General features: G+C 66.7%; 18 protein-coding genes and 2 pseudogenes. 13 read left to right on the top strand and 7 right to left on the bottom strand.

Features of this window, described 5'->3' with window-relative positions; all coding sequences use genetic code 11:
• Positions 1-17 precede the first annotated feature (17 nt).
• The gene (locus tag AWC31_RS10485) at positions 18-752 is read right to left on the bottom strand and encodes a hypothetical protein (RefSeq protein WP_085144192.1); all 735 of its coding nucleotides are present in this window, start codon (positions 750-752) and stop codon (positions 18-20) included.
• A complete protein-coding gene (locus tag AWC31_RS10480) occupies positions 753-1862 on the bottom strand; it encodes a M23 family metallopeptidase (protein ID WP_085144191.1) in 1110 nt (369 codons plus the stop codon).
• Positions 1863-2143: 281 nt separating this feature from the next.
• On the opposite strand from AWC31_RS10480, the gene sucC reads away from it, so the two are divergent.
• A complete protein-coding gene (sucC, locus tag AWC31_RS10475) occupies positions 2144-3307 on the top strand; it encodes an ADP-forming succinate--CoA ligase subunit beta (protein WP_067844097.1) in 1164 nt (387 codons plus the stop codon).
• Positions 3308-3321: 14 nt separating this feature from the next.
• Positions 3322-4224 carry a succinate--CoA ligase subunit alpha gene (sucD, locus tag AWC31_RS10470; RefSeq protein ID WP_085144190.1) on the top strand — a complete coding sequence of 301 codons (903 nt, stop codon included), beginning with the start codon at positions 3322-3324 and terminating at the stop codon, positions 4222-4224.
• An 81-nt stretch (positions 4225-4305) separates the two neighbouring features.
• On the opposite strand, the gene AWC31_RS10465 is transcribed toward sucD, so the two are convergent.
• Together AWC31_RS10465 and AWC31_RS10460 are read right to left on the bottom strand one after the other, a co-directional pair.
• Positions 4306-6177 carry a S9 family peptidase gene (locus tag AWC31_RS10465; protein WP_085144189.1) on the bottom strand — a complete coding sequence of 624 codons (1872 nt, stop codon included), beginning with the start codon at positions 6175-6177 and terminating at the stop codon, positions 4306-4308.
• 80 nt (positions 6178-6257) lie between these two features.
• Positions 6258-6884 carry a TetR/AcrR family transcriptional regulator gene (locus tag AWC31_RS10460; protein WP_445252263.1) on the bottom strand — a complete coding sequence of 209 codons (627 nt, stop codon included), beginning with the start codon at positions 6882-6884 and terminating at the stop codon, positions 6258-6260.
• Between the two features lie 138 nt (positions 6885-7022).
• Between AWC31_RS10460 and AWC31_RS10455 the strand changes: the two genes are divergently transcribed.
• The gene (locus AWC31_RS10455; protein WP_085144188.1) at positions 7023-8549 is read left to right on the top strand and encodes an acetyl-CoA acetyltransferase; all 1527 of its coding nucleotides are present in this window, start codon (positions 7023-7025) and stop codon (positions 8547-8549) included.
• A 223-nt stretch (positions 8550-8772) separates the two neighbouring features.
• Complete coding sequence (locus tag AWC31_RS10450) at positions 8773-9528, top strand: sensor domain-containing protein (protein ID WP_085144187.1); 756 nt, start codon at positions 8773-8775, stop codon at positions 9526-9528.
• On the opposite strand, the gene AWC31_RS10445 is transcribed toward AWC31_RS10450, so the two are convergent.
• On the bottom strand, positions 9529-10377 hold the full coding sequence (locus AWC31_RS10445) for an LLM class F420-dependent oxidoreductase (protein ID WP_085144186.1): 849 nt from the start codon (positions 10375-10377) through the stop codon (positions 9529-9531). It lies immediately after the preceding gene.
• A 130-nt stretch (positions 10378-10507) separates the two neighbouring features.
• Here AWC31_RS10445 and sfnG point away from each other — a divergent pair, with 130 nt between their 5' ends.
• From sfnG to AWC31_RS10415, 6 genes are all read left to right on the top strand, one after another.
• Positions 10508-11638: a dimethylsulfone monooxygenase SfnG gene (gene sfnG, locus AWC31_RS10440; protein WP_085144185.1), complete on the top strand. Its 1131-nt coding sequence runs from the start codon at positions 10508-10510 to the stop codon at positions 11636-11638.
• Between the two features lie 147 nt (positions 11639-11785).
• The gene (locus tag AWC31_RS10435; protein WP_085144184.1) at positions 11786-12598 is read left to right on the top strand and encodes a DUF5336 domain-containing protein; all 813 of its coding nucleotides are present in this window, start codon (positions 11786-11788) and stop codon (positions 12596-12598) included.
• 60 nt (positions 12599-12658) lie between these two features.
• Positions 12659-14089: a cell division protein PerM gene (locus AWC31_RS10430; RefSeq protein WP_085144183.1), complete on the top strand. Its 1431-nt coding sequence runs from the start codon at positions 12659-12661 to the stop codon at positions 14087-14089.
• A gap of 10 nt (positions 14090-14099) precedes the next feature.
• Positions 14100-14732: a phosphoribosylglycinamide formyltransferase gene (purN, locus tag AWC31_RS10425; protein ID WP_085144182.1), complete on the top strand. Its 633-nt coding sequence runs from the start codon at positions 14100-14102 to the stop codon at positions 14730-14732.
• Between the two features lie 10 nt (positions 14733-14742).
• On the top strand, positions 14743-16305 hold the full coding sequence (gene purH / locus AWC31_RS10420; RefSeq protein ID WP_085144181.1) for a bifunctional phosphoribosylaminoimidazolecarboxamide formyltransferase/IMP cyclohydrolase: 1563 nt from the start codon (positions 14743-14745) through the stop codon (positions 16303-16305).
• A 30-nt stretch (positions 16306-16335) separates the two neighbouring features.
• Entirely contained in the window at positions 16336-16986 is a 651-nt protein-coding gene (locus tag AWC31_RS10415; RefSeq protein ID WP_067844129.1) for an LpqN/LpqT family lipoprotein, read from the top strand.
• Here the strand turns inward: AWC31_RS10415 and lpqN are convergent.
• Together lpqN and AWC31_RS38275 are read right to left on the bottom strand one after the other, a co-directional pair.
• Entirely contained in the window at positions 16983-17885 is a 903-nt protein-coding gene (lpqN, locus tag AWC31_RS38280; RefSeq protein WP_409371491.1) for an envelope biogenesis lipoprotein LpqN, read from the bottom strand. The genes AWC31_RS10415 and lpqN overlap by 4 nt on opposite strands.
• Positions 17886-17972: 87 nt before the next feature.
• Positions 17973-18812: pseudogene (locus AWC31_RS38275) on the bottom strand (serine/threonine-protein kinase); the annotation flags it as partial.
• Positions 18813-18925: 113 nt separating this feature from the next.
• Between AWC31_RS38275 and AWC31_RS10405 the strand changes: the two are divergent.
• From AWC31_RS10405 to AWC31_RS10395, 3 genes and pseudogenes are all read left to right on the top strand, one after another.
• Positions 18926-20308, top strand: a complete 1383-nt coding sequence (locus AWC31_RS10405) for a sigma 54-interacting transcriptional regulator (RefSeq protein WP_067844869.1) — start codon at positions 18926-18928, stop codon at positions 20306-20308.
• The gene (locus tag AWC31_RS10400) at positions 20301-22295 is read left to right on the top strand and encodes a vWA domain-containing protein (protein ID WP_067844137.1); all 1995 of its coding nucleotides are present in this window, start codon (positions 20301-20303) and stop codon (positions 22293-22295) included. Before AWC31_RS10405 ends, AWC31_RS10400 begins: the two co-directional genes overlap by 8 nt.
• Positions 22296-22544: 249 nt before the next feature.
• Positions 22545-22889 (top strand): annotated as a pseudogene (locus tag AWC31_RS10395) (hypothetical protein); the annotation flags it as partial.
• Positions 22890-22895 lie beyond the last annotated feature (6 nt).

Below are 22895 nucleotides of genomic sequence, written 5' to 3'. Positions count from 1 at the left end.
GGGCAGCGATGCCGACGCTAGTTCCGCGACCCCGCCCAGCGGCCCGTGGAGGGCAGCAAGGTGAGGCCGATGCTGGCCGCCGGCAGGATCGGCATCGCGTAGACGACCGGATGAAACTTGGCACCCGCGATGAACAGGCTGCCGAAGATGAGCAGCCCGATGATCGCGCCGACGACGATCAGCAGCCGACCCATCCTGCGGCGCAGCAACAATGCGATGAGCCCGCCGATGGTTGCTGCGGCTGAGATCGCGGCGAGAAATCCGATGGCGACACAGAACAATGCGTCGGTGCGCCACCAGCCGGCGATGAGGTCGGTGGCGATGACACCGGTCGCCCACCCGCTGAGGATGCTGACAACCGAGGCCGCTACGGCCGACCGGGGGTTGGTGTTCGCTGACGTCCGCGGGATCGCGATCGGCCGAGCACGCGGGATGTAGCCGGTCCGTGCGTCGTCGGCGGGGCGGCCGATAAGGCCCGTCTGGGCGTCGCTGACGGCCGGTGGACCGATGAGACCGGTCTGTGCCTCACCGCCGGCGGGATCGCCGATCAGGCTCGTCTGAGGCTCCGCGTCGGCGGCGGTCGGAATGGCGCCCGTGGGATGACGCCGAATGATGCTCGTTTTCGGGTCGTCGGAACTTGGCAAAGGTTTCGAAACCGGACCGGAAGGGAATCCCTCGGGCTGGCGGCGGAGGATGCGGGTGTGGTCGTCCTGGTCGGGAGAATCGGCGTCGGAAGGACCTGGATGGCTCACTCAGCCAACATAGCCGCCGACGCTGAGACCACGTTTGGCCAGCCAACTCGTCGGGTCGATGCGGTCCGACCCGTTGAGCATGACCTCGAAGTGCAGGTGCGGGCCAGTCGAATTACCGCGGTTGCCCATGGTGGCGATCTGGTCGCCGGCCATGACGCGCTCGCCGACACTGACGAGCCACGTGTTGATGTGGCCGTAGAGCGTGACGGTGCCGTCCGAGTGCCGGATCTTGACCCAGGCGCCGTAACCGGCCGTCGGGCCGACGTCGATCACGACGCCGTCGGAGGCGGCGTAGATGGGGGTGCCGATCGAGTTGGCGATGTCGATGCCGCCGTGCAGAACACCCCAGCGGTAGCCGAAGCCGGACGTCCACACACCCTTCGTGGGCATCGCGAACAGCGGGCGGGCGAGCCGGGCCTCGCGCTCGGCGCGCTCCTGTGCGAACGCGGCGGCCTTGGTGATCTCCTCGGCGTGCACCGACGAGTCCGTGTTCGAGGCCACGGACACGATCTGCATGCCGTCGACGGAACCGGTGACGGCGGCGCCGTTCACCCGGGTCTGTCCGCTCGCCATCACGGTGTCGTCGGCGGCCTGGGCCTCGGTGCCGTTGCCGAACGAGTACGCACCCGCCGCGGTGGCGCCCGCGGCCATGGCCGCGATCATCAGACGGCTCTTGACGGCGCCGGTGCTCTCCTTGCGGTGCGCGCCGCGGCGCCCGGCCATGTCGATGATGTCCGTCGCGGCGACGCCGTCGCTGACGTCGGTGTGGCTGTCGCGGTACGCGTACGTGGAATTTCGCGCTCCGCGCGAGGAAGCGGAGCTGCGCTCCTTGCCGACATCGGGACGGAACTGCGACGGAACGGCGAGCCGGACCGGGACGAGATCGTCCGTGTCGTGCAAGTCGTCGAGCTCGGGTGCGTGGATGACGCGCGATTCCCGATCGAAGGCGCTCGAAGAATGAAACTCCAGATCAGTGAGCTTGCCGAACTCGTTGAACGGGATGATGTCGGTGACTTCGGCAGCGTCGAGTTCGTCGGGCGAAGGGATGGTGCGGTGCCGTGCGTTCGTCGGTACTCCCTTGGGAGACGCGGAAGAACGATGCTGCGGCAACCTGGAAGATCCTTCTCGACGTGACCTGAACGTTATCTGGACCAGAGGCACGTTAACCAAATCCCAATGATGGTGGCAACTTATGCGACTATTCCGCGCCGGAATGTGATCTGTATCACCAGCGGACCCCGGTGAGATCTGCCACATGAGTGGTAGGCGGTGCCTAAGCCTCACTCTTCGGTGGATAAAGTGCGTCCGGGCCCGTCAGAGAGGTACCGGACCGGGCGGCTTCGACGCGCGTTCGAGGCCAAGCAGACAGACACCGCCTAATTAGGAAGCAAATGGATCTCTTCGAATACCAGGCGAAAGAGCTGTTCGCCAAGCACAACGTCCCCACGACGCCCGGCCGGGTGACCGACTCCGCCGAGGACGCCAAGGCGATCGCCGAGGAAATCGGCCGCCCGGTGATGGTGAAGGCACAAGTCAAGACCGGTGGCCGTGGCAAGGCCGGCGGTGTCAAGTACGCAGCCACCCCTGATGACGCGTTCACGCACGCCGGGAACATCCTCGGCCTCGACATCAAGGGCCACGTCGTCAAAAAGTTGCTGGTGGCCGAGGCGAGCGACATCGCCGAGGAGTACTACATCTCGTTCCTGCTCGATCGCGCGAACCGCACCTACCTCGCGATGTGCTCGGTCGAGGGCGGCATGGAGATCGAAGAGGTCGCCGCGACCAAGCCCGAGCGGCTGGCCAAGGTGCCCGTCGACGCGGTCAAGGGTGTCGATCTCGCGTTCGCTCGCTCGATTGCCGAGCAAGGCCACCTGCCGGCCGAGGTGCTCGACGCTGCCGCGGTGACCATCGCGAAGCTGTGGGAGGTGTTCGTCAAGGAGGACGCCACCCTGGTCGAGGTCAACCCGCTGGTGCGTACCCCCGACGATCAGATCCTTGCGCTCGACGGCAAGGTCACGCTCGACGCCAACGCCGACTTCCGTCAGCCCGGCCACGCCGAGTTCGAGGACAAGGACGCGACCGATCCGCTCGAGCTCAAGGCCAAGGAGAACGACCTCAACTACGTCAAGCTCGACGGCGAGGTCGGCATCATCGGTAACGGTGCCGGGCTGGTCATGTCGACGCTGGACGTCGTCGCCTACGCGGGCGAGAAGCACAACGGCGTGAAGCCGGCCAACTTCCTCGACATCGGTGGCGGTGCCTCGGCCGAGGTGATGGCCGCGGGCCTGGACGTCATCCTCAACGACACTCAGGTCAAGAGCGTGTTCGTCAACGTGTTCGGCGGCATCACCGCGTGTGACGCCGTCGCCAACGGCATCGTCAAGGCGCTGCAGATCCTCGGTGACGAGGCCAACAAGCCGCTGGTGGTGCGCCTGGACGGCAACAACGTCGAGGAGGGCCGCCGCATCCTGGCCGAGGCCAACCACCCGCTGGTGATCCAGGCCGAGACCATGGACTCCGGTGCCGACAAAGCCGCCGAGCTGGCGAACAAGTAAGGGAGCCAACGAGAATGTCTATCTTCCTGAACAAGGATTCCAAGGTCATCGTCCAGGGCATCACCGGCGGTGAGGGCACCAAGCACACCGCGCTGATGCTGAAGGCCGGCACCCAGGTGGTCGGCGGCGTCAACGCGCGCAAGGCCGGCACCAAGGTGTCGCACAAAGACAAGGACGGCAACGACATCGAGCTGCCGGTCTTCGGCTCGGTCGCCGAGGCCATGAAGGAGACCGGCGCCGACGTGTCGATCGCCTTTGTGCCGCCTGCCTTCTCGAAGGACGCGATCATCGAGGCCATCGACGCCGAGATCCCGCTGCTGGTCGTCATCACCGAGGGAATCCCGGTGCAGGACACCGCTTATGCGTGGGCCTATAACGTCGAGAAGGGTCAGAAGACCCGCATCATCGGCCCCAACTGCCCGGGCATCATCACGCCCGGCGAGTCGCTGGTCGGCATCACGCCCAACAACATCACCGGCAAGGGCCCGATCGGCCTGGTGTCGAAGTCCGGCACGCTGACCTACCAGATGATGTACGAGCTGCGCGATTTCGGCTTCTCGACCGCCATCGGCATCGGCGGCGACCCGGTCATCGGCACCACCCACATCGACGCCATCGAGGCGTTCGAGAAGGATCCCGAGACCAAGGTCATCGTGATGATCGGTGAGATCGGCGGCGACGCCGAGGAGCGGGCAGCCGACTACATCAAGGCCAACGTCTCCAAGCCGGTCGTCGGCTACGTCGCGGGCTTCACCGCGCCGGAGGGCAAGACCATGGGCCACGCCGGCGCCATCGTGTCGGGCTCGTCGGGCACCGCGGCCGCCAAGAAGGAGGCCCTGGAGGCCGCGGGCGTGAAGGTCGGCAAGACCCCGTCCGAGACCGCCAAGCTGGCCCGCGAGATCCTCGAGTCGCTGTAACTTTCCCTGCGCGAGCAGACGTTAAGGTCCCCGAAATCACCCGATTTCGGGGACCTACGCGTCTGCTCGGCTGCTCGGCAGTTAAAGGCGACCGCCCAGGTGCTCGGCGAGGAACCGCTCGACCGCGTGGTACATGTCAATGTTGTTGTCGGGATTGAGGAATCCGTGTCCCTCGTTCTCCTTGACCATGTACTCCACCTCGACGCCTCGCTTGCGGAGTGCTTCGACGAGGTTGTCCGACTCGGCTTGGACGACGCGAGAGTCGTTGGCGCCCTGCACCACGAATAGCGGCGTGCGGATCTGATCGACGCGCGTGATGGGGGAGCGCGCCAGCATGTCGGCTTCCTGCTCGGGGTCCGACGGGTCGCCGACGTACAGATGCCAGTTGGTGGCGAGAAATCGCCGACCGACATTCGGCAGCGTGCGCATGAAGTTCGCGAGGCTGGAGATCCCGACGTAGTCGATGGCCGCGGCGAACACGTCGGGTGTGAAGGTGACGCCGACGAGCGCGGAGTATCCGCCGTAGGAGCCACCGAAGATCGCGACGCGATCGCGATCGGCGTAGCCCTGTTTGACGGCCCAATCGACGGCGTCGATCAGGTCGTCGTGCATCTTGCCCGCGAACTCACCGATGGCGGCCTTGGTGAATGCCTTGCCGTAGCCGGTCGATCCGCGAAAGTTGACCTGCAGCACCGCATATCCACGGTTCGCCAGCATCTGGACATCGGGCTGGAAGCTCCAGCTGTCGCGGGCCCAAGGCCCGCCGTGGACCAGTAGAACCATCGGCAGATCGACTGGTTCGACACCGACTGGCAGCGTCAGATACGAATGCAACAGCATGCCATCGCGCGCGGTGATGGTCACCGGGGTCATCGGTGCCAGATTCTCGGGATCGAGCTTCGGATAGGGCCGGAACAGCAGTCGGCTCTCGCCCGTCGAGTGGTCGTAGAAATAGGTCGCCCCGGGATCGCGATCGTGATTGAAGCTCACGACCCAGCGCTGCTCGCTGTCGTCGCAGGACATGCCGGTGAGGTCGCCGTCCGAGAGCTTGGTCAGATTTTCCAGTACCGCAGCGAAATCCGGGTCGAGCGCATGAATCACCTGGCGTTCCCCGTAGTAGCGGACGCCGAGGAGCTCACCGGTGCGTCGGCGCAGGATCAGCGGCGCGACCGGAAGTCCGAGCGTCCACGCCAGGTCGAGCGTCGGGTGGCTGTCCACCTCGGTTTCTTCGCCGGTCGCCACGTCGAGGCGGGCCAACCGCGTCAGGTCGGTGCCCTCATTGGATCCCAGCCAGATGCCGGTGCCGTCGGGCGTGATGGCGACGGGATTGACGCCGAGGGGGTAGTCGGTTCCGTCATAGACCTTGATGGTTCGCAATGTGCTTGTGGCCGAATCCCATTGCGATATCTCGACATCGCCGTCGGCGGTGAGCGTGTTGGTGAAGAGGTCCCCGCTGGGCCCACTGATCCACTGGACGACGTTGCCGGGATTCTCCGCAAGCAGCGTGAGTTCACCGGTGGCGATGTCGAGTTCGTAGGCGTCGAGCAGTTCGGGATTGCGGTTGTTGATCTGAACGACAGCCTTTCCGGGGCGGCCCTTGAGAAGGTCGAATTGTGCTCTGGCGCCGGGGAACGGCGTCAGATCGACGGCCGAAGCATCCGGGTTGTCGGGGTCGACGCGGTAGACGTGCCAGTTCTCGTCACCGCCGCTGTCCTGCATATAGATCAGCCACCGCGAATCGTGCGTCCACTGGTAGATGTAGACGCTGCGGGTCTCGTCGGCGGTCACGCACCGCGGCGCATCATCGGAGTCGATGCCCTGGACCCAGACGTTGAGTCGGTTGCGCCACGGCGCGAGGTAGGCGAGCTTGGTGCCGTCCGGTGAGATCGTGGCGGCCGCGCGTTCTGGGGCGCTGAAGAAGTCCTCGACGGTGATGAGTTCGGGGAGGGCCATGGTGGTCCTTTCTGGTTGGAAGGCAAGTTCGTTCGCCGGGCCTCCCGACGGGAGACTCGCTGTGTGCGTATTCAGTTGTGTTATCGGGGTTCGACCGGGCCGCCCAATCGACCATTGGTGGCTTCCCGGATGGCCCTGTCCATGAGCGCCAGGGCCTCGGACTGGCTGACCTTCTTTCCGTCGACGATGACGGCCTTGCTGACGTCCTCGTCGACGACGCGGAACGCGCCCGTAACGGCCGCCGCGCACAGGCGCACCGTGAGATCGTCTTCCGCGAGACCCAGCCGGTCGGCGATCACCGGGATGAGTCCCTGCTCCATGCGGTCGTGAACCATCAGATACGAAGTGCGCAGGGCGGGTTCGGACGACGTCATCGTGGCGAGCCGTATTGCGCTGATCTCGTCCTCGATGTCCTGCGGCGTGAGCGGGTGTTCAACGCTGTCTGCCGCAAGGTGTTCGGACAGGGAGAGCTCGTGGGGCCACCGACGCGCCGACGCGAGGAATCGGTCGGCCGACTTGGCCAGCAGGGGCTCGACGCAACTTTCCTTCGTCCGGAAGTAGCGCCAGATGGTGCGGGTGGAAAGCCCTGCGGCGGCGGCGATGTCGTCACCACTCGTGCCGGCGACACCGCGTTCCCAGAACAGGGCACAGGCATGTCGGGATACGGCCAGCCGTGCTTCGGCCTGTTTGTCGTTGATACCCCTCACCTCCGCCCTGTCACTTAGTGACAAGTCCAAGAGTGTCACTAAGTGACAGGCTCGTCAAGCGGGTCCGTGTGCACCGAATTCGCCCGGGAAAGGCCCGTCCGTTAGCCTGGCGAATTAACACGTGTCAGGAGGTTTGTCATGGTCGATCCCCGCACACCCGTCGTCGTCGGCGTCGGGCAGTTCACCGAACGCATCGACGATCCGGGGTACCGCGGCATGTCGTCTGTGGAACTCGCCACCGAGGCGGCCAAGGCCGCCCTCCATGACTGTGGCGCCGACATCGACGCCGTCGCACGGGCCATCGACACCGTCGCGGGGGTTCGTCAGTTCGAGATCTCCGGGCCGACGCCGCCGCCGTTCGGTGCCTCCAACAACTACCCGCGTTCGGTGGCGCGTCGTGTCGGTGCCGAGCCGGCCAGGGCAATCCTCGAAGTGATCGGCGGTCAGGGCCCTCAGCACCTCGTCACCGAGTTCGCGGCGGCCATCGCGGCCGGAGACTCCGACGTCGTGCTGTTGTTCGGGTCCGACGCGGTGTCGACAGAACGATATTTCGCGAAGAGGGACGACAAGCCGGATTTCAGCGAGACGATCGACGGTCAATTGGAAGACCGCGGCTTCGGCTACGACGGCATCTTCGACGAGTACACGGTCAAGCATGGATTGATCGGCGCACCCGTGCAGTACGGCTTGCTGGAGAACGCCCGCCGGGCCCGCTTGGGCTTGTCGGTCGCCGATTACCGGCAAGCGATGGCCGAGCTGTTCGCTCCGTTCTCGAAAGTTGCCTCCAAGAATCCGTTTTCGGCGGCACCGGTGGAGCGTTCGGTCGAGGAGTTGGCCACCGTCACCGACAGCAACCGCATGATCTGTGACCCGTATCCGCGCCTGATGGTGGCCCGCGATCAGGTCAACCAGGGCGCTGCCACGCTGCTGACGTCGGTAGGGAACGCACGCCGGCTCGGGGTGCCCGAGGAGAAGTGGGTGTACCTGCGCGGGCACGCCGACATGAAAGAACAGAAGCTGCTGGAGCGTGCGGACATCGGCGCGAGCGCCGTCGCGGTGACGGCGGTGAACGAGGCGCTGCGGGTTGCCGGCATCGGACTCGACGACGTCGCGGCCTTCGATCTCTACAGCTGCTTCCCCTTCCCGGTGTTCAACATCTGCGACGGAACCGGTCTGGCCACGGACGATCCGCGCGGCCTGACGCTCACCGGCGGGCTGCCGTTCTTCGGTGGTCCGGGCAACAACTACTCGATGCACGGCATCGCCGAGGCCGTCAACGAAATGCGCGACAAACCAGGGCAGTTCGCGTTGGTGGGCGCCAACGGCGGTATCGCGAGCAAGTACTCGGTCGGCATCTATTCGACCGAACCCGCTGATTGGGCACCCGATAACAGCGCCGAGCTGCAACAGCACGTCGCGGCGCTCCCCACGGTATCCATCACCGAGAACGCCGACGGCGCTGCGACGATCGAGACCTACACCGTGCGCTACGACTGGCCGGTGCGCACGGGGATCATCATCGGCCGCTTGGATTCCGACGGCAGCCGGTTCCTCGCAATGACCAAGGACGAGGATCTCGTGGGCCTGTTGTCCGACGGCGATCCGCTCGGTGCGGCGATCGTCGTGCGCTCCGGTGACAAGGGCAACCGCGCGTCGCTCGCTTGAGCGATGTCCCGCGCGGCGGCCGAGTGGCGGGTGGGTATGTGGTGGGTCGCGCTGTGACGAACGTGCAACCTCTTGTGGCGTCGTCGGCAGGCAGGCACGAAAGCCTGCACGTTCGTCACAGTGGGTTGAAGAGGTGGGCCGCCCGGACGGGTACGCGCGTCGACACCTCTCAAAAGCACGTGTTGACCCGCTGACAGCACCCGATGGTCCGTAGGCTGACCCCATGACCCAGGCCTGGTACCCGGTGCCGAAACCGCCCAAGAAGTCGAGCACCGGACGAACCGTCGGCCTCGTCGCCGCCGCCCTGGTGGCATTGATTGCCGTTGTGGCATCGGTCATTTGGGGTGTGCAGCCGCGGACGGTCGACGGGCAGGCGGCCGCGGTGCAGGCCGGGGGCCCGGTTGTCGACGATTCCGATCTCGAAGGCCTCCTGCTGAGTCCTGACGAGATCTCGGACATCGTGAAGTTGCCGGGGATGGTGACGGTCGCGTCGTGGATGAATCCGGACGCGGCCGACGATCCCGGCAGCTACGACCCGCTGGATTGCCTGGGCGCGATGTACAGCGGCATGTCGGTCGTCTACGACGAAAACGGCTACGAGGCGATCTTCCAGACCAGGACGGGGCCGAGTAACAAGAAGGGCTTGCCTGCCGTCGACCAATCGGTGGCGACTTTCGAGAGTGCCAACGCCGCGCAATCGGCGTTGGGCGACTACATCGAGCTGTGGAAAAGCTGCGCCGAGAAGAAGTTCACCTACACCGGGCCGGACGCGCGCGAGTCATGGACGCTGGGCACCCCGGAGTCGAACCACGACGGCATGACCACGCTGCAGAACGCGATGGACGGCGAACAGCTGTACCTCGACAGAGCGGTGGCAGCGCGCGGAAACGTCTTGGTCGAAGTGCAGCTTCAAGACGCCAAGCCGGCCGGCGCTGTCGTCGCGATCGCCCAGGGGATCCTGGATCGCATCGGCGACTGACTACACCAGCGCGGCCAGCTTGCCCGCCAACCGCTCGACGTAGGCGGCGACCTCGGATTCCGACTTGTCGGGTAGCCCGAAGAGAACCTCGGTGACGCCGATCTCGCGCCAATGGGCCAGCTTCTCGGCGTCGGGCTTGAAGTCCAGCGCCACGATCTGCGGGGCGCCGTCACGCCCGGCCGCCGCCCACGTGTCCTGCAGCAGCTTCACCGGTTCGTCGATGTCGAAGTCACGCGGCGTGGTGATCCAGCCGTCGGCGGAGCGGGAGATCCACTTGAAGTTCTTCTCGGTGCCGGCCGCACCGACCAACACGGGGATATGTGACTGGACCGGCTTGGGCCAGGCCCACGACGGTCCGAAGTTCACGAATTCGCCGTCGTAGGAGGCCTCTTCCTCGGTCCACAGCGCCCGCATCGCCTCCAGGTACTCGCGCAGCATCGTGCGGCGACGGCCGGGCGGAACCTTGTGATCGGCGAGTTCATCGGTGTTCCAACCGAATCCGACGCCCAGGCTGACCCGGCCGCCGGACAGGTGATCCAGCGTCGCGATCGACTTGGCCAGGGTGATCGGATCGTGTTCGACGGGCAGCGCGACGGCCGTCGACAACCGCACGCGCGACGTCACGGCACACGCCGTGCCCAGCGACACCCACGGATCGAGGGTGCGCATATAGCGGTCATCGGGCAGCGACTCGTCACCCGTGGTGGGATGCGCGGCCTCGCGTTTGATCGGGATGTGGGTGTGTTCGGGCACGTAGAAGGTGGTGAAACCGTGGTCGTCGGCCAGCTTCGCCGCCGAAGCCGGGGTGATGCCGCGGTCGCTGGTGAATAGAACGAGCCCGTAATCCATGACCAGAATTAGAACGTGTTTCAGTCTGGGTAGCAAGACGCCGCGTCTCGTTGCGTGGGCGGTGCGGAGAAAAGTTCAGCGCGAGCGATACCCGCGACGACCGGTGCGGTGTTTGCTGGGATCACTGTCCATGACGACCGAACGCATCGCCGACCACGTCAAGTTCGCCTACTGGGTGCCCAACGTCAGCGGCGGCCTGGTCACGAGCGACATCGAGCAGCGCACCGACTGGAACTACGAGTACAACGCCAAGCTCGCGCAGACCGCGGAGAACAACGGCTTCGAGTACGCGCTGAGCCAGGTCCGCTATGAGGCCAGCTACGGCGCCGAGTACCAGCACGAATCCACGAGCTTTTCCCTGGCGTTGCTGCTGGCGACCGAGAAGCTCAAGGTCATCGCGGCCGTCCATCCCGGCCTGTGGCAACCTGCGGTCCTGGCCAAGTTGGGCGCGACCGCCGACCACCTGTCCGGCGGACGATTCGCGGTCAACGTCGTCAGTGGCTGGTTCAAGGACGAGTTCACCCATCTCGGCGAACCGTGGCTGGAACACGACGAGCGGTACCGTCGCAGCGCCGAGTTCCTCCAGGTGCTGCGCAAGATCTGGACCGAGGACGACGTGGACTTCCGCGGTGATTTCTATCGCATTCACGACTTCACGTTGAAGCCGAAACCGCTCAACACCCCGGAGCGGCCCAACCCGGAACTGTTCCAGGGCGGCAATTCCAGCGCGGCCCGGCGCAATGGCGGCTATTACGCGGATTGGTACTTCTCCAACGGCAAGGATTTCGACGGTCTCACCGAACAGGTGGTCGACGTTCGCGAACATGCCCGCGACGCAAATCGTGAAGTGAAGTTCGGGCTCAACGGGTTCATCATCGCGCGTGACTCCGAGGCCGAGGCGAAGGAGACCTTGAGGGAAATCGTCGCGAAGGCCAACAAACCTGCCGTCGAGGGCTTCCGATCGGCGGTGCAGCAGGCCGGCAACTCCACCGCGGACAAGAAGGGTATGTGGGCTGATTCGAGTTTCGAGGATCTGGTGCAGTACAACGACGGGTTCCGCACACAGCTGATCGGCACCCCCGAACAGATCGCGGAACGCATTGCGGCGTACCGCAAACGCGGTGTCGACCTGATCCTCGGCGGCTTCCTGCATTTCCAAGAGGAAATAGAGTACTTCGGCGCCAAGGTGCTGCCGCTCGTCCGCGAAATCGAGGCGGCCGAACAGGATTCGATCGACGCGCCCGTACTGGTATCTGCTTGAGACCTGTCTGACATACAGAGCGTGTGCCCTGCACCCATGCGGGTGCGCTAGCGTGGAAGCTCGAATCGCTCACGTGGTCCGTACCAGGTCCGCATCCATGCCTGCGTGGAATGCACGACGCGACGCTCGATCAGCACAGGAGAGGTCATGGCCTACCCGCCTAGTAGCCCCGGATACCCACCCGCACCGCAGTCGGGTTCTCAATACGGCGCAACACAGCAGTTCGCGAAGACGGACGTAGCGCCCGGTGAAAGCAAGCTGCCGGAAATCCTGCTGGCGGTCGTCGCCGCCGCGGGCCTGATCACCTACCTGGTCAGCTTCGCGCTGGAAGCCGCGGCCGGGCTCGGTGCCCTGCCGGTCCTGCTGTCGTTGCTGGCCGGTCTGTTGGCCGGCGTCAGCCTGCTGCCCAAGCAGAAGAACTACGTGGCCGTCGTCAGTGTGATCGCCACCTTTGCCCTGCTGCTCGCGATCTCCGATCTGGTCGCGACCGGGGGAGAAGCGGGCTGGGCCCTCTACACGATCCTGGTACTCACGCTGATCCAGGCCGGCTCGGCAATCGCGGCGCTCCTGTTCGACTCGGGCGTGCTCACGCCGCCGGCGCCCAAGCCCGCATACGAGCAGCAGCCGCAGTACGGCCAGTACGGCGGACCTTCGCAGTACTACGGTCAGCAGAGCCAGCCGCAGGTCGGCGGCCAGCCTTACGGGCAGTCCGCTCCGCAGCGCCCCGGCTACCCGTCGCAGTACGGCAGCTACCCCGGCAGCAGCGGTTTCCCGTCGCAGAGCCCCCAGGGTGCCCCGCAGGGCGGTCAGCAGAGCGGCCCGCCGACCCCGCCCACCGGCTTTCCGACCTACGGCCAGCCGCAGCAGCAGTCCGGCTCGTCGGCGCCCACCACTCAGGTTCCGGCGCAGCCGCAGGCACAGCAGCCGTCTTCACAGCAATCTGGCCAGTCGTCGTCGTAAGCTGATCCGCGCGTGCGTGACCCGCGCACGCGCGATCACATGCGAGGAGCGGCCCAGCTAGTGGAATCCCGGCCAGTCGGCGCACGCCAGGCGCGTGAGCTGCTTCGGGTCGCGTTCGGGCCGTCCGTCGTGGCGTTGGTGATCATCGCCGCTGTCGTGTTGTTGCAGTTGCTCATTGCCAACAGCGACATGACGGGCGCGTTCGGCGCGATCGCGAGCATGTGGTTGGGCGTGCACCAGGTGCCGGTGTCGATTGGCGGGCGCGAACTCGGCGTCATGCCGTTGCTGCCCGTGCTCGCGATGGTGTGGGGAACCGCCCGCACCACCGCGGCGGCCACCGCACCCAACTCTTCGTGGTTCGTCACCCGCTGGGTCGTGGCCTCCGCTCTCGGCGGGCCGTTGTTGATCGCGGCCATCCTGCTGGCGGTGATCCACGACGCGGCGTCGGTGATCACCGAACTGCAAACCCCGAACGCACTGCGTGCGTTCTGCGGCGTATTGGCTGTGCACGCCATCGGCGCGGTGATCGGGGTGGCGTCGAAGATCGGGCGTCGCACCCTGGCCGCGTCGCCGCTGCCCAATTGGCTGCCCGACGCATTTCGCGCTGCCGCTGCCGGCGTGCTGGCGCTGTTCGGGCTGTCCGGTGTGGTGACGGCTGCGTCGTTGGTCGTGCATTGGGGCACCATGCACGACCTCTATGCCATCACCGACACGGTGTTCGGGCAGTTCAGCCTGACCGTGCTGTCGATGCTCTACATACCGAACGTGATCGTGGGAACCTCGGCCATCGCGGTCGGGTCCAGTGCACACGTGGGGTTGGCCACGTTCAGCTCGTTCACGGTGTTCGGCGGCGACATCCCGGCAGTGCCCGTGCTGGCCGCGGTGCCTGCGCCGCCGCTCGGCCCGGTCTGGGTGGCGCTGCTGATCGTCGGCGCGGCATCGGCCGTCGCGGTCGGTCAGCAATGCGCCCGGCGGCCGCTCCCAGTGCTGCCCGCGCTGGCCAAGCTGGTCGTCGCCGCTGCGGTTGCGGCCGCGACGATGGCGCTGCTCGGCTATGCCGGCGGCGGACGCCTCGGCAATTTCGGTGACGTCGGGGTGGACCAGGCGACGTTCGCGCCCGCGGTGTTCCTGTGGTTCGTCGGGATCGGCGGGCTGACGGTGTCGATGGCCGGCGGATTCGCGCGACGCCGCCGCCCGGTGGTGGCTCCCGCTGCTCCGGCTCCCGAGCCCGAGCCCGAGCCCGAACCGGAGCCTGAAGTCGAGCGCGAGCCCGAGCCCGAGGACGAGGCCGCCTTCGTCGATGTCGAGGAGGTTCCCCTCGACGCCGATGAGCCCGACCGACCGATCGTGTCGTGGCACTCCGAGGACACCGGTGCGCACCCCGTCGAACCCGTCGTCGATCTGCATGACGACCCCGAAGATCACTTCATCGTGGACGAGATCGCCGACGAGGACGTGTCCGGCGATAAGCCGCGCGACAAGGCCGACTAGGCTGCTGCGCGTGCAGCAACCGCTACGTGTGCCCCCGAGTGCACCGGCACGGCTGGTAGTACTGGCTTCGGGCACCGGATCGTTGCTCGCGTCGCTACTGGCCGCGGCCGTCGACGACTATCCGGCACGGGTCGTCGCCGTCGGCACCGACCGTAAGTGCGCGGCGCTCGACATCGCGGCCGACGCCGGCGTGGCGTCCTACACCGTGCGCCTCGGCGACCACCCCGACCGTGCTGCCTGGGACGCTGCGATCACCGCCGCAACGGCCGAACATCAACCGGACCTGGTGGTCTCGGCCGGCTTCATGAAAATTCTCGGCCCGCAGTTCCTGAGCGCCTTCCCGGGCCGGGTGGTCAACACGCATCCGGCACTGCTGCCGTCCTTCCCCGGGGCGCACGCCGTGCCGGAGGCGCTGGCCTACGGCGTGCGCGTAACCGGGTGCACCGTGCATCTGGTCGACGCCGGGATGGACACCGGCCCGATTCTGGCGCAGCACGTCGTCGAGGTGGCCGACGACGACACCGAAGAGACTTTGCACGAACGCATCAAGGTCGTCGAACGACGGCTCCTGGTGGACGTGCTGGCCGCGCTGGCGACCCGCGGCGTGACCTGGACTGGACGAAAGGCGACCTTCGGATGCTGAGGAGACTGCGATGAGCGACAAGAAACCGATCCGGCGGGCGCTGATCAGCGTGTACGACAAGACCGGCCTTGCCGATCTGGCACGCGGCCTGCACGAGGCGGGCGTCACGATCGTCTCCACCGGGTCGACCGCGAAAACGATTGCCGGCACCGGTGTTCCGGTCACCCCGGTCGAGGACGTGACGGGCTTCCCTGAGGTGCTCGACGGGCGGGTGAAGACCTTGCACCCGCGCGTACACGCCGGGCTGCTCGCCGACACCCGCAAGCCCGAACACCTCGCCGCGCTCAAGGAACTCGACGTCGAGGCGTTCGAACTCGTTGTGGTGAACCTCTACCCGTTCAGCGAGACCGTGGAATCGGGAGCATCGGTCGACGAATGCGTCGAGCAGATCGACATCGGCGGCCCGTCGATGGTCCGTGCCGCGGCCAAGAACCACCCCAGCGTGGCGGTGGTCGTCGACCCGATCGGCTATGACGGTGTGCTCGCCGCGGTGCGTGCCGGCGGCTTCACCCTCGCGGAGCGAAAGATCCTGGCTTCGTTGGCGTTCCGTCACACCGCGGAGTACGACGTGGCCGTTGCGACCTGGATGGGGTCCACGCTCGCTCCTGAAGAGCACGCCCAGAAGCTGCCACAGTGGTTCGGCGGCACCTGGCATCGCAGCGCGGTGCTGCGCTACGGCGAGAACCCGCATCAGCAGGCGGCCGTGTATCGCGATGACTCCGCCTGGCCGGGCCTGGCCCAGGCCGAGCAGCTGCACGGAAAAGAGATGTCCTACAACAACTACACCGATGCCGACGCGGCGTGGCGGGCAGCGTTCGACCACGAGCAGATCTGTGTGGCGATCATCAAACACGCCAATCCGTGCGGCATCGCGATCTCATCGAAGTCGGTGGCCGACGCGCATCGCAAAGCGCACGAATGCGATCCGCTCAGTGCGTTCGGCGGCGTCATCGCCTCGAACACCCAAGTCAGTGTGGAGATGGCCGAGACCATCGCCGACATCTTCACCGAGGTGATCATCGCGCCCGCTTACGAACCCGGTGCGGTCGAAGTGCTGTCCCGCAAGAAGAACATCCGCATCCTCGTCGCGTCCGAACCGCTTGTTGGCGGCATCGAACTGCGCCAGATCAGCGGTGGTGTGCTGCTGCAGCAGCGGGACGCGCTCGACGCCGACGGCGACGATCCGAACAACTGGACGCTGGCGACGGGGCAGCCCGCCGACGAGCAGACGCTGTCCGATCTCGCTTTCGCCTGGCGTGCCTGCCGCGCAGTAAAATCGAATGCGATCGTCGTTGCCAAGGACGGCGCGACCGTGGGAGTCGGCATGGGCCAGGTGAACCGCGTCGATGCAGCGCGACTCGCCGTACAGCGCGCCGCTGACCGCGTGCAGGGCGCCGTGGCGGCCTCAGACGCGTTCTTCCCCTTCCCCGACGGGCTCGAAGTCCTCACCGAGGCGGGCGTCAAGGCCATCGTCCATCCCGGCGGTTCGATGCGCGACGACGTGGTGACCGAAGCCGCCGCGAAGGCCGGCATCACCCTGTACCTCACCGGCGCAAGACATTTCGCGCACTAGCATGCGACTCGTCGCAGGAAGGCGGCAGCTATGAAGGCCACCACGCGTACTGCCGCCATCCTGGCGATGCTCACCCTGGTCACGGCGTCGTGCACGCGCGTCGTCGAAGACGCGCAGGCGGTGCCCGGCCAGGATCTGTTGGAGGCCGCGGCCACCGACAACCCGGACTGCGAAGAGGTCGACGCGCAGCTCGCGACGGTCGATTCGCGTAACCCCGACGAGCCGGTGCTCAAGGTCCCGCAGCCGGACGGCTGGGAACGCACCACGATGATGGACTCGGAGCTGATCCGGTTCGCGATGGCCAATCCCGCGCTCGGCACGCCCGAGTTCGCCCCGACCGCGGTGGTGACGCTGGAGAGCGGGCCGGGCAACGAAGACCCCGAGGTCGTTTTCTCAAGCCAGCGCGACGCGTTGGAATCCGGGCTCGGCGCCACCGACATCTCGGTCGAGAGCCACACCTTGTGCGGGTTGCCCGCCGAGACAATCCATTACCAGATGCCGCCGATGGGTCTGGTCGCGCCGCATCCGGCGATGGTGACCGCGGCGGTACTGCACACCGATGACATGACCTTCGTCGCGGCCGTCACTGTGCAGACCACCGACCCGGCGAATCCGGCGTATCAGCGTGACGCCGAGACGATCCTGTCCGGCTTCCAGATGCTGCCGCCGACAAAGGGCTAGGGCGTGACGGTGGCCTGCTGGTCGATGGCTTTGTTGACATCGACGAGCGCCTGGAAATCGCGATACAGCGAATCGGCGTTGATCTGCAACACGTAGAAGCCCGTTGGTGATTCGATCACCACGGTCTTCTGAGTGATCGCGCGGCGCTTGCCGTCCTTGAAGTACGTGCCGCCCAGTTGCACCGCGGGGAACCCGCCGAGGTTTCCGCGCGTGACCCCGCCGATGGGCTCGTATTCGGCCAGGTTCTGTAGCTCATTGGGGGCGAACTCGAGCAGCTTGTTCGCGTCGGCGTTGCCCGCGAGCTTGGAGATCAGCGAGATGACCGACGGGGGATCGGTCGGTGAGATCGCGTCGTTGACGATCGCCGAGTAGGCCCAGGCCGGCGTGCGCGGGCCCGCGTCGACCCAGCCTGGCGGCGTCGGCATCGTGAACACCGGTGCACCCGGATCGCCGCGGTGGATCGGGGTTTCGGTGATCTTGTTCTCGCGGATGTAGTCGGCGATCGTGTACGAGCGGCCGCCGGGCGGCTTCGGCGTGGTCGACACGGTCGTCTCGGTCGTGGTCTCCGACGTCTCCACCGACGTCGTGGTCTGGTCGGCGGCCGCCGAATCGTCACCGCCCGACGTGACGGCCAGCGTGATACCGCCGACGAGCAGCACCACCGCACCGATCGCGGCGGCGGCCAGGATCAGCTTGCGTTTGTCGCCGGACTTGCGCGGCGGCGTCGTGTAGGGCAGCGGCGGCGGACCGAAGTTCGTCGGTGGGGGCGGCGGCCCCGGCCGACTGGCCACCGGCTGTTTGCCGGACAGGTCGTCGGTGCCGGTCCACGAGGACTGGTACACCGGTGGCTGCGACGGCGCGGCCTGAGGCGGGTGCACTTGCGGATTCGACGGCGACATCGGCACCGGGAGCGGCTGGGCCTTCAACGGCATGGTCGGCGGTGCGGACGGCACCGAGGTCGGTGCCGCGGCGACGCCAGGGACGGTGCCGGTGGCCGCCTCGGCGAGTGCCACCGCGAAGTCGTGGCACGTGTCGTAGCGGTCCTTGGCGTCCTTGGCCAGTGCCTTCGCCATCACCGAATCGAACTTGGCGAGTTCAGGTTTGGTGTCGCCGAGCTTGGGCGGCGGCGAGTTGAGATGGTGGCTGATCACCACTGCCGGGTTGCTGTGGGAGAACGGCGGCGCCCCGGTGAACAGCCGGTAGGCGGTGGCGGCCAGCGAGTACTGATCGGCGCGGCCGTCGAGCGGCTGACCCATCAACTGCTCGGGAGAGGTGTAGGACATCGAGCCCACCGTGATGTTGGTGGAGGTGAGCCCGTTGACGTCGTCGGTGCGCCGCGCGATACCGAAGTCGGTCAGCATGATGCGCCGCTTGGTGCCTTGTTTGCTGGTGACGAGGATGTTGGCCGGCTTGACGTCGCGGTGCAGCAGTTGGCGCTGATGCGCGTAATCGAGCGCGTCACCGACGGCGGTGACGATGTCGATCACGTCCTCGGCAGGCATGCCGCCCGGGTACTGGTCGTGCAGCAGCCGTGCCGCGTCGTGCCCGTCGACGTAATCCATCGAGATCCACAGCCGGCCTTCGAACTCGCCGCGGTCGTGGACGCCGACGATGTGCGGGTGCCACAGCGTCGCGGCCATGTCGGCCTCACGGATGAACCGCTGCCGGAACTCGTTGTCCGAGCTGACACTCGTGGGCAGCACTTTGAGAGCGTCCTCACGTGGCAGCCGCGGATGCGTTGCCAGATAGACCTCGCCCATGCCACCGGTGCCCACCAACCGGACGATGGTGAACCCCGCGAAGACTTGACCGCTAGCCAACGGCATGGCCCGCAGACTACCGGTCGCACGGCGCTCGCCACGACTTTGGCGGGGGTATCGCAACCCCGAGTCAGGTAGGTGGCCATGCTTACTGGCGCACACAGTCGTAGCTTGGAGTGGTGAGTCAACCCAAGGATCTGCCCCGGACAGTCGGTGAGCTGCGTGCTTCCGGTCACCGCGAGCGGGGCGTCAAGGCCGAAATCCGGGAGAACCTGCTGGCAGCACTCGCGGACCGCCGCGACATCTGGCCCGGGATTCTCGGTTTCGACGACACGGTGATCCCGCAGCTCGAGCGGGCCTTGATCGCGGGACACGACGTGGTGCTGCTCGGTGAGCGCGGCCAGGGCAAGACGCGGTTGTTGCGGGCACTGACCGGCCTGCTCGACGAGTGGACGCCGGTGATCGCGGGGGCTGAGCTGGGCGAGCACCCGTACAGCCCGATCACGCCGGAGTCGATCCGCCGCGCCGCCGACTCCGGTGAGGATCTGCCGATCGAATGGCGCCACCGTAGTGAGCGCTACACCGAGAAGCTGGCCACGCCCGATACGAGCGTGGCCGATCTCGTCGGCGACATCGACCCCATCAAGGTCGCGGAGGGCCGGAGCCTCGGGGATCCGGAAACGATCGCCTACGGGCTGATCCCGCGCGCGCATCGCGGCATCGTGGCCGTCAACGAGCTGCCCGATCTGGCCGAGCGCATCCAGGTGTCGATGCTCAACGTGATGGAAGAGCGCGACATCCAGGTGCGCGGCTACACGCTGCGGCTGCCGCTGGACGTCCTCGTCGTCGCGAGCGCCAACCCGGAGGACTACACCAACCGCGGCCGCATCATCACCCCGCTCAAGGACCGCTTCGGTGCCGAGATCCGCACGCACTACCCGCTGGAGATCGATGCCGAGGTGGGCGTCATCCGCCAGGAGGCACATCTCGCGGCCGAGGTGCCGGAGTACCTGCTGGCGATCCTGGCCCGGTTCGCACGCAATCTGCGTGATTCCAACTCGATCGATCAGCGTTCGGGTGTGTCGGCCCGGTTCGCGATCGCGGCCGCCGAAACCGTGGCGGCATCGGCGCGGCACCGCTCGGCGATTCTCGGTGAGGACGATCCGGTGGCGCGTGTCGTCGACCTCGCCACCGTGATCGACGTGCTGCGCGGCAAGTTGGAGTTCGAGACGGGCGAGGAAGGGCGCGAGCAGGCGGTGCTGGAGCATCTGCTGCGACGCGCGACCGCCGACACCGCACAGCGGCTGCTGGGCGGCATCGACGTCGGCCCGGTGGTGGCCGCGGTCGAGGAAGGCTCCCCGGTGACCACCGGCGAGCGGGTGTCTGCCAAGGACGTGCTGGCCGCGCTGCCGGACCTGCCCGCGGTCGACGCGATCACGACTCGGCTGAATGCGGTGTCGGTCGGACAGCGCGCCGCCGCGATCGAATTGGCGCTCGAAGCGCTGTATCTGGCCAAACGCATCGACAAGGTGTCAGGGGAGGGCGAGACCGTCTATGGCTGATCCCGGCCGCGGCGCCGGCCGGGGCCATGGGCATACCTCGCGGTATTCGAGGTACACCGGTGGCCCCGACCCGTTGGCGCCGCCGATCGATCTTCGCGACGCGCTCGAGCAGATCGGCCAGAACGTGATGGAGGGCAGCTCGCCGCGGCGGGCGCTGTCGGAGCTCATGCGGCGCGGCACCCGCGATATGCGTGGCGCGGACCGGTTGGCCGCCGAGGCCAACCGCAGGCGTCGGGAACTGTTGCAGCGCAACAACCTCGACGGCACATTGCAGGAGATCAAGAAGCTGCTCGACGAGGCGGTGCTGGCCGAGCGCAAAGAACTCGCACGGGCGCTCGACGACGATGCTCGGTTCGGTGAACTGCAGCTCGACTCGTTGTCGCCCTCGCCGGCCAAGGCCGTGCAGGAGCTCTCGGAATACGACTGGCGGTCACCGGAGGCCCGCGAAAAGTACGAGCAGATCAAGGATCTCCTCGGCCGCGAGATGCTCGATCAGCGTTTCGCCGGCATGAAAGAGGCCCTCGAGAACGCCACCGACGAGGACCGTCAGCGTGTCAACGACATGCTCGACGATCTCAACGACCTGCTGGACAAGCACGCGCGCGGTGAGGACACGCAGCAGGACTTCCAGAACTTCATGGACAAGCACGGCGAGTTCTTCCCGGAGAACCCGCGCGATATCGACGAACTGCTGGACTCGCTGGCGAAGCGGGCCGCCGCCGCGCAGCGGTTCCGCAACAGTCTGTCCGAGCAGCAGCGGGCCGAGCTGGATGCACTGGCGCAGCAGGCGTTCGGCTCACCGTCGTTGATGAATGCGCTGAACCGCCTCGACGCGCACCTGCAGGCGGCGCGGCCCGGTGAGGATTGGACGGGCTCGCAACGGTTCTCCGGCGACGACCCGCTCGGCATGGGGCAGGGCGCCCAGGCGCTGTCCGACATCGCCGAGCTGGAGCAGTTGGCCGATGCGCTCTCGCAGAGCTACGCCGGGGCCACCATGGACGACGTCGACCTCGACATGCTGGCCCGCCAGCTCGGTGACGAGGCCGCGGTCGATGCCCGCACGCTCGCGGAGTTGGAGCGCGCCCTGGTGAACCAGGGCTTTTTGGATCGCGGCTCGGACGGGCAATGGCGGCTGTCGCCCAAGGCCATGCGGCAGCTCGGCCAGACCGCACTCCGTGATGTCGCGCAACGCCTTTCGGGTCGGCATGGCGAGCGTGACACCCGGCGTGCCGGTGCGGCCGGCGAGCTGACCGGTGCGACGCGGCCATGGCAGTTCGGCGACACCGAGCCGTGGAATGTCACCCGCACGGTGACCAATGCCGTACTGCGCCAGGCCGGTACGGGCACGGTCGAGCGTCCGATCCGGTTCGCCGTCGAGGACGTCGAGATATCCGAGACCGAGACCCGCACGCAGTCGGCGGTGGCGCTGCTCGTCGACACGTCGTTCTCGATGGTGATGGAAAACCGCTGGCTGCCGATGAAGCGCACAGCGCTCGCGTTGAACCACCTGGTTTCGACCCGCTTCCGATCAGATGCCTTGGAGATCATCGCGTTCGGCCGCTATGCCCGCACCGTGACCGCCGCCGAGTTGACCGGGCTGGAAGGCGTCTACGAGCAGGGCACCAACCTGCACCATGCGCTGGCCCTCGCGTCGCGGCATCTGCGTCGTCACCCCAACGCACAACCGGTCGTGCTCGTGGTCACCGATGGCGAGCCGACCGCGCATCTCGAGGGTTTCGACGACGGCTCCGAGGTTTTCTTCGACTACCCTCCACACCCACGCACCATCGCCCACACCGTGCGCGGTTTCGACGAGGTGGCCCGGCTGGGTGCGCAGGTGACGATCTTCCGACTCGGTTCCGATCCGGGGCTCGCCCGATTCATCGACCAGGTGGCGCGTCGCGTGGCAGGCCGCGTTGTCGTGCCGGACCTTGACGGCCTTGGCGCCGCGGTTGTCGGGGACTATCTGCGTTCGCGTCGGCACTAGGTTCGCGTTGGCGCCGAACCCGACGCTTTGGCGGGTTCGACGGCGGCGGATCGACCTTTGCGTCGATCTCGGTGACAGTGGGAGCCACGCCGGACCTGGCTGCGTCCAAACAATGTGGAGTTTCCATTCATCGGTAGCGAGGCGATAGCGGCAGGCCACCTCACCAGGGCCCACCTGCGCAGCCAATATCGGCCGCTGTACCGCAACGTTTACGTCCCGCGCCGGTATCAAGCGTCGCTGCGCGACCGGATTGTCGACGGCGGCGCCGCGTCGCCACGGGAAACCTGGCTGCGGTTGCTGTTCCACGACGCCGGGCTGCCGCGCCTGACCACGCAGTTCGTGGTTCATGACGAGCGCGGACGCTACGTCCGGCGAATCGACATGTGCTGGGAGCAATTCGAAGTCGGAGCCGAGTACGACGGCGAGCAGCATCTCAACAGTCGCCGTCAGTATGTCCTGGATGTCCAGGTCAACCGGACGCTGCAGCGCCTCGGCTGGCACGTCATCCACGTGATCAAGGAAGATCACGGTTCCGACATCGTGGCGCAGGCACGCGCCGCTCTGCTGTCGCGCGGCTGGAAACCCACTCCCTGAAACCGA

The organism is Mycolicibacterium wolinskyi, from assembly GCF_002101965.1.
Classification (GTDB): Bacteria; Actinomycetota; Actinomycetes; order Mycobacteriales; family Mycobacteriaceae; genus Mycobacterium; species Mycobacterium wolinskyi.
The sequence above is the reverse complement of the archived record's forward strand: the minus strand, read 5'-3'. Positions and strand labels throughout refer to the sequence as shown.

Coding starts and splice junctions, on each gene's coding strand:
- AWC31_RS10415 (WP_067844129.1), top strand. CDS start 16,336: ATGAAGGCCACCACGCGTACTGCCGCCATCCTGGCGATGCTCACCCTG.
- AWC31_RS10455 (WP_085144188.1), top strand. CDS start 7,023: ATGGTCGATCCCCGCACACCCGTCGTCGTCGGCGTCGGGCAGTTCACC.
- sucD (WP_085144190.1), top strand. CDS start 3,322: ATGTCTATCTTCCTGAACAAGGATTCCAAGGTCATCGTCCAGGGCATC.
- AWC31_RS10445 (WP_085144186.1), bottom strand. CDS start 10,377: ATGGATTACGGGCTCGTTCTATTCACCAGCGACCGCGGCATCACCCCG.
- lpqN (WP_409371491.1), bottom strand. CDS start 17,885: ATGTCGCCGTCGAATCCGCAAGTGCACCCGCCTCAGGCCGCGCCGTCG.
- sucC (WP_067844097.1), top strand. CDS start 2,144: ATGGATCTCTTCGAATACCAGGCGAAAGAGCTGTTCGCCAAGCACAAC.
- AWC31_RS10450 (WP_085144187.1), top strand. CDS start 8,773: ATGACCCAGGCCTGGTACCCGGTGCCGAAACCGCCCAAGAAGTCGAGC.
- AWC31_RS10465 (WP_085144189.1), bottom strand. CDS start 6,177: ATGGCCCTCCCCGAACTCATCACCGTCGAGGACTTCTTCAGCGCCCCA.
- purH (WP_085144181.1), top strand. CDS start 14,743: ATGAGCGACAAGAAACCGATCCGGCGGGCGCTGATCAGCGTGTACGAC.
- sfnG (WP_085144185.1), top strand. CDS start 10,508: ATGACGACCGAACGCATCGCCGACCACGTCAAGTTCGCCTACTGGGTG.
- AWC31_RS10400 (WP_067844137.1), top strand. CDS start 20,301: ATGGCTGATCCCGGCCGCGGCGCCGGCCGGGGCCATGGGCATACCTCG.
- AWC31_RS10435 (WP_085144184.1), top strand. CDS start 11,786: ATGGCCTACCCGCCTAGTAGCCCCGGATACCCACCCGCACCGCAGTCG.